The organism is Nocardioides sp. NPDC057772, assembly GCF_042798075.1.
Classification (GTDB): Bacteria; Actinomycetota; Actinomycetes; order Propionibacteriales; family Nocardioidaceae; genus Nocardioides.
On sequence record NZ_JBHVKN010000276.1, the window covers coordinates 1 to 5,560 of the forward strand.

Annotated in this window: 5 protein-coding genes and 1 pseudogene; all 6 read right to left on the minus strand. The window is 69.2% G+C overall.

The features are described from left to right. Positions 1 to 27 precede the first annotated feature (27 nt). Positions 28 to 2,319, minus strand: a complete 2,292-nt coding sequence (locus ACFVJS_RS26050) for a peptidase M6 (protein WP_378886417.1) — start codon at positions 2,317 to 2,319, stop codon at positions 28 to 30. 239 nt (positions 2,320 to 2,558) lie between these two features. Continuing rightward, on the minus strand, positions 2,559 to 2,903 hold the full coding sequence (locus ACFVJS_RS26055) for a VOC family protein (RefSeq protein WP_378886419.1): 345 nt from the start codon (positions 2,901 to 2,903) through the stop codon (positions 2,559 to 2,561). A gap of 47 nt (positions 2,904 to 2,950) precedes the next feature. Beyond that, positions 2,951 to 3,397, minus strand: coding sequence for a hypothetical protein (locus ACFVJS_RS26060; RefSeq protein WP_378886421.1), 447 nt, complete (start codon positions 3,395 to 3,397; stop codon positions 2,951 to 2,953). After that, positions 3,394 to 3,561, minus strand: coding sequence for a hypothetical protein (locus ACFVJS_RS26065; protein ID WP_378886423.1), 168 nt, complete (start codon positions 3,559 to 3,561; stop codon positions 3,394 to 3,396). The genes ACFVJS_RS26060 and ACFVJS_RS26065 overlap by 4 nt, the downstream gene beginning before the upstream one ends. Positions 3,562 to 3,671: 110 nt before the next feature. After that, on the minus strand, positions 3,672 to 5,105 hold the full coding sequence (locus tag ACFVJS_RS26070; protein ID WP_378886424.1) for an MBL fold metallo-hydrolase RNA specificity domain-containing protein: 1,434 nt from the start codon (positions 5,103 to 5,105) through the stop codon (positions 3,672 to 3,674). Between the two features lie 104 nt (positions 5,106 to 5,209). After that, a pseudogene (locus tag ACFVJS_RS26075) lies at positions 5,210 to 5,560 on the minus strand (hypothetical protein); the annotation flags it as partial.

Sequence of the window (5,560 nt, forward strand, 5' to 3'; positions counted from 1 at the left end):
GCCGCGGCCCGTACGTCGGCCGGCTACTCAGCCGCCCGGCTGGGTGAAGCCGTTGACCGTCAGGGTGTAGCGCGCCGGGTCGGACACGCTCTCCGTCGGGTCGTCGAACATCACGATCGCCGCCACCGTCTCGGCGCTGTCACCGATCGCGGCCTCGACCTCGGCACCACTGAGGGTGCCGTCGAACGACTCGTCCAGCGCGAGCGTGTGTACCCATGCGGGCGAGCCCGCCGGGCCGTACGCCACCAGCTGGACCGTCCAGCCCTCGACCGGTGTCGGGTTGACCTGCGACATCGACTGCCAGCCGTCCAGCGTGTTGCTGGGCAGCGCGGTGCCGCCCACGGCGATGTTGCGCACCCAGAAGCCGGACTCGTCGACCCCCGGGTCGGTGATGTAGCGGAACGCCACCAGCACGCTCTGCCCGGCGTACGCCGACAGGTCGGCGCTCTGCGGCCGCCAGCCTCCGGAGTCGCCGGAGAAGCCGGGGAGGTTGTCGACCACGGTCGGGATGGCACCCGGGTCGTGCTCGCTGGTCGTGTCCGCGGTGGCCAGGCTCTGCCAGGTCTCACCGCCGTCGGTGGAGACCTGGACGTAACCGAAGTCCCAGCCGGTCTCGGCGTCCCACAGGGCGTCGAAGGTCAGCGAGCCACCACCGGCGGGAATGTCGACCGCCCGCACCACGGACCGGTCGAGATTCGGCCCGCAACCGGAGTAGAGCGCTGCCGCTCCGGTGCCGTCGGCAGGCGGCGAGCCGCAGCTGCTGTCGGCGGCCGTGGCATTCGGCGGGGTGGCGTCGACCGTCCACTCGACCGGCTTCGGCTCCAGCTCCGTCGCGCCGTCGAAGTCGATCGACTCGATCTGCCCCGCGGAGAGGTAGGCCCCGGAACCGTCGCGCAGACGTACGTAGTCCGAACCGTTCGGCGGAGCGCCGTTCTCGTTCCACGCCTCTGCGTTGTCCCAGTTCACCTTCGCCGACAGCGATTCGGCCTGGAACCTCGCCGCCTCCCCGCCGTTCAGGTTGCCGCCGTTGGCGTCCAGGGCCGCGTCGAGAGCCACCATGGCCGCCCAGTCGTGCAGGGTCTGCTGGGCGGAGACGCCGACATCGAACTCGTCCAGCACGATCTGGAGCCCGTCGAGACCACCGGCGTCCTCGCGGTGCAGCGCACTGAGGAAGTCGGGGCCGTAGTGGCTGGCCAGATACTCCATGAAGGAGTACGCCGCGCCGTAGTCGCACAGCGTCTCCGGCCCACCCTGATCGCCCCAGAGGGTCAGCGAGTTCTCCGAGCCACCGAACGCCGGATCCAGATAGCCCATGAAGCAGGCCAGGTGGGAGTCCGCGCCAGGATCGTCCGGCGGGGTGCTCGGGTCGACGTAGCCGACCAGGGTCTGGGCGTAGTCGGACAGCCCCTCGTTGACCCAGGAGACCTCGTCGGTGTCCTCGTAGTACTCCAGCAGGTGCTGGTACTCGTGCGCGAAGGTGCCCTCGTACAGCAGCGGCCGGGGTGCCCCGACCTGCCGCCCGGGAGCCGAGTTCAGCTCCTGGTTGCAGGCGACGTACGCCGGATCGGTCCTGTCGTCGGGCGGGTTGGTGCCGGTGCGGTGGAGCCAGTCGAAGACATCGATGCTCATCACGTTGCGGTCGAAGTACTCGTTGAAGACCGAGTAGAAGAAGCCGGCGATGTAGGTCTGCCCGTCAGGCGTGGCGGGCTCGTAGAAGTTCGCGTCTCGCACGTTGTCGACCAGCACCACGATGTTGTCGCCGTCGCCCTTGTACTCCGAGGAGGGCAGGTTGGGGATCAGCCCCGGCAGGACTGCCTGCTTGCCGTCCCGGTCCGGCGGCACCGAGAACTCCTCCGACTCGATCGGGTAGATCGTGTTGTCGAACTCCGCGATGAAGTTCGTGATCTGGGCGTTGGTGACCTGGGTCAGGCCGAGCTCGTTGCGGCAGTCACCGGCGGGGAACGCTCTGTCGTCGGCGACCCACACCTCGATGTTGTCGCCGACACCGCGCAGTGTGTAGTCCTTGAGATAGAGGCTTCCCTGGGCGTCGTCGAGCCCGAGCCAGGTGCGACTCTGGCCGACCTTCGCAGGTCCCTTCGGTGGCTGCTTGCCGGCCAGGTCGACTCGGTGTCGCTCGACCCCGAGGCGCTTGCCGTTGTTGTAGTCGGACCCGGTCTGCTTGAGCTCCTTGGCAGCCCGGCCACGATCGTCGCCCGACGGGGGCGCACTGCCGGCGGGTGCGCCGGGCAACGTCAGACCGAGGACGAGCGCTCCTGCGGCTCCGATGGTGAGCAGCCGCGTTCTCTTCCAACCCCGCATGCGTGGTTCTCCCTCCACTCGTTCCAGCTGCGCCCGAGTTCGCTGCGGGAGTATGGCCTGATGTGATGTGCGTCACTGGCCATGCAGCAGTCAAGCACCGGCAGTACGCGAAGGGAAGACCGGATTTCGGCATGTTTGCGTGGAGTGGGCGCGGTCGATCCGCCGACACAGATGTCGACAAATCGGTTAGGGCGCATGTCGCCGAGCGGCGAGCACGCGCGGACGCTGCCGCGCGCAGGTCACTCGCGGAACAGGCCGATCATGTTGCCGCTGGGGTCGCGGAACATGGCGAAGGAGCCGACACCGGGGATCTCCATGGGCGGCACGACCGTCTCGCCACCCAGCTCTCCGGCGCGACGGAGGCTGGCCTCGAGGTCGTCGGTCGCGACGTACACGGTGGCATAGGAGGGCATCTCGTCGCGGGTCTGCATCACGCCGCCACCGATTCCCTCCTTGCCGGCCGTCACGAGCCAGTAGCCGGGCCCGGACCCCTGGATCTCCCAGCCGAACAGGTCTCGATAGAACGCGACGAGTCGCTCCCCGTCCGGGCCGGCGATCTCGAAGTGCACCACAGGGTGTGCCATGACTGTCTCCTTTCGTCTCGGTCGAGCATCCGACGAGACGACGAGGCCTACCCAGAGACGAAATGCCGCCAGGACTGGTCCTTGGTCACCGACCGCCGTGCACTCGACCACCCCAGGCCCGCCAAGGAGATTGCGACCGTCCCCATGACCACCTGCAGGGGATCGAAGCCGACGAAGGGCACCTGGACCGCCAGCTCCACCAGGAGCAGCATCCCGGCACCGACCGCCGCCGGACCCATCCATCGCGATCGCCGCCACGCCAGGACGGCGGTACCGAGGCAGGGAACCGCGACGCTTGCCGCCAGCCACAGACCAGGCAACACCCACGACTCCAGCCCCAGCGGCCGCAGGTCGCTGACCGGCGGGGCGAACGTGTCGGTGACCAGCTGAACCGCTCCGATTGCCGCAGCCGCACCGGCCATGGCGGACACGGCGCCCACCGTACGTCGCCACGCGGGCACCGGGAGGCTCACGTCGGCGCCCGCGGCTCTCACCGGTCTCGCCTCGATGACACCGTTCCGGCGTGCGACCCACCGAGGTCGAGAGCGATTGCGAGAATCAGGGTGCCGGTCCAGATGTTGACCGGGTCCAGCTGAAGTGGCTCATTCGCCCCCACGTTGTTCGCGATGAGCCAGATGATGAACCAGATGATCGTCATGGGCGATCCCGTCCTTTCGGTGCATGCGACGACTGCGTATGTCTGGACACTAGGAGTGGCCACGTCACCGCGAGGAGGGCCGAAATTCCGCGATCTCGGGACAGTGGTCCTCAGCCCAGGAGCACCCGCTCACCCAGTCGAGGCACCACGGCCAGGACGCCGAGCTCGTCCTGGATCCTGTCTGCGAGGGCGTGCGAAGCGGTCGGCTCGCCGTGCACCACGTAGACGGTCTGCGGAAGCTCGGGCGCCGAGGCGACCCAGGCGATCAGCTCGTCGGCGTCGGCGTGCACGCTGAAGTCCGAGATCGCGACCACCTCTGCCCGGACCGGGACGTACCGGCCGTGCATCTTCACCGCCCGGGCGCCCTCCACCAGCTGCCGCCCACGGGTGCCCTGGGCCTGATAGCCGGTGAGCACGACGCTGTTGCGGGCGTCGGGAAGCTGCCGGAGCAGATGGTGGACGACACGACCGCCGGTGGCCATACCGGAGGCGGAGATGATGATGCACGGGCCCTTGGGGCGATTGAGCGCCTCGGAGGCGGCGGCGTCCCGGATCCGGTGGACATCGAGGCGGTCGAGGTCCTTCAGCGGGGCCGCGCGTTTCAGGTCGAGCTCGTCGCTGTGGGCGCTCAGGGCCGCGCGATAGACGTCGAGCGCCGCGAGCGCCATCGGGCTGTCGACGAAGATCGGGACCTGCGGAATCAGCCCCGCACTGCGGAGCCGGAGGAGCTCGAGCAGCACCAGCTCGGTCCGGTCCACGGCGAACGCCGGGATCAGGACGACGCCGCCTCGATCCACCGTGCTGCGGACCGTATCGGCCAGAGCCTCGGCGTCCACCGGCGGATGCCGTCGATCGCCGTAGGTGGACTCGAGCACCATCGCCGAGGCAGCCGGAGGTCTGGCCGCAGGCCGCAGGATCGGATGGCTGGGCCGGCCCAGGTCGCCGCTGAAGACCACTCGCTCGCCGCGGACGTCGACGACGGCCACCGCGGAGCCCAGGATGTGGCCGGCGCGCTGCAGCGTCACGTCCATTCCGCCCAGCGTCCACGGCTCACCGAAGGCCACCGGGTGCAGTCGCTCCAGTGTCCGCTCGACGTCCGCGGCGGTATAGAGGGGCAGGGCCGGGTCGTGCCTCGACCAGCCACCCTGGTTGGCAATCCGGGCGTCCTCCTCCTGCAGATGCGCACTGTCCCTGAGCACGATGGCGGTGAGCGCAGCCGTGCCCGGCGTGCACACCGCCTCCCCGGCGAAGCCGTCGCTCACCAGTCGGGGTAGGTAGCCGGTGTGGTCGAGGTGAGCATGGGTGAGGACCACGGCGTCCAGGTCCGCGGGGGCCACCGGGAACGGCGCCCAGTTGAGCCGTCGGAGCTCGCGCAGACCCTGGTAGAGGCCGGCGTCGACCAGCAGTCGATCGGATCCGCTGGACACCAGGAACCGGCTTCCGGTCACCGTCCCGGAGGCGCCGAGGAATGTCATCGCCGGACGCTTCGACCCGGCTGGACCGGGATCGATGTCGCCGGCGACAGAGGTCTGGAGGATTGCCATCGGGCTTCCCTTCGCAGGTGATGGTGTCACCACGCTGCTGCATCCGTCAGGATGCAGGGAGGGTCATACGGCCTTCACGAGGGTGACCCATGACCCGATCAGCCTCAGCCCTGCTGGCGCAGGTAGCGCCCGAAGTGAGGGACGGTGAACGCGATCCGGCCGCGTTCACCCGAGTAGATCAGGCCCTTCTTCATCAGCGCGTCGCGCGCCGGGGAGAGCGACTGGGGCTTCTTGTTGAGGAAGGCGGCGACGTCGGCGGTGGCGACGGTGCCGATGTCGTCGGCGCCCAGCTCGACGGCGGCGTCGGCCATCGCGCGCAGGTAGTCGCGTTCGGCAGGGGTGGCGCGCTCGTAGCGGGAGCCGACCCGCTCGCCGACGACTTCACCCTGGACCGCTTCCGCGAGATCCTCGCAGGTCAGGGCCGCAAGCAGATCAAGGGCGTGCTGCGGATGCAG

Excerpts from the sequence above, each read along its gene's own strand:
- ACFVJS_RS26050 (WP_378886417.1), bottom strand. The coding sequence starts at position 2,319 with ATGCGGGGTTGGAAGAGAACGCGGCTGCTCACCATCGGAGCCGCAGGA.
- ACFVJS_RS26070 (WP_378886424.1), bottom strand. The coding sequence starts at position 5,105 with ATGGCAATCCTCCAGACCTCTGTCGCCGGCGACATCGATCCCGGTCCA.
- ACFVJS_RS26055 (WP_378886419.1), bottom strand. The coding sequence starts at position 2,903 with ATGGCACACCCTGTGGTGCACTTCGAGATCGCCGGCCCGGACGGGGAG.
- ACFVJS_RS26065 (WP_378886423.1), bottom strand. The coding sequence starts at position 3,561 with ATGACGATCATCTGGTTCATCATCTGGCTCATCGCGAACAACGTGGGG.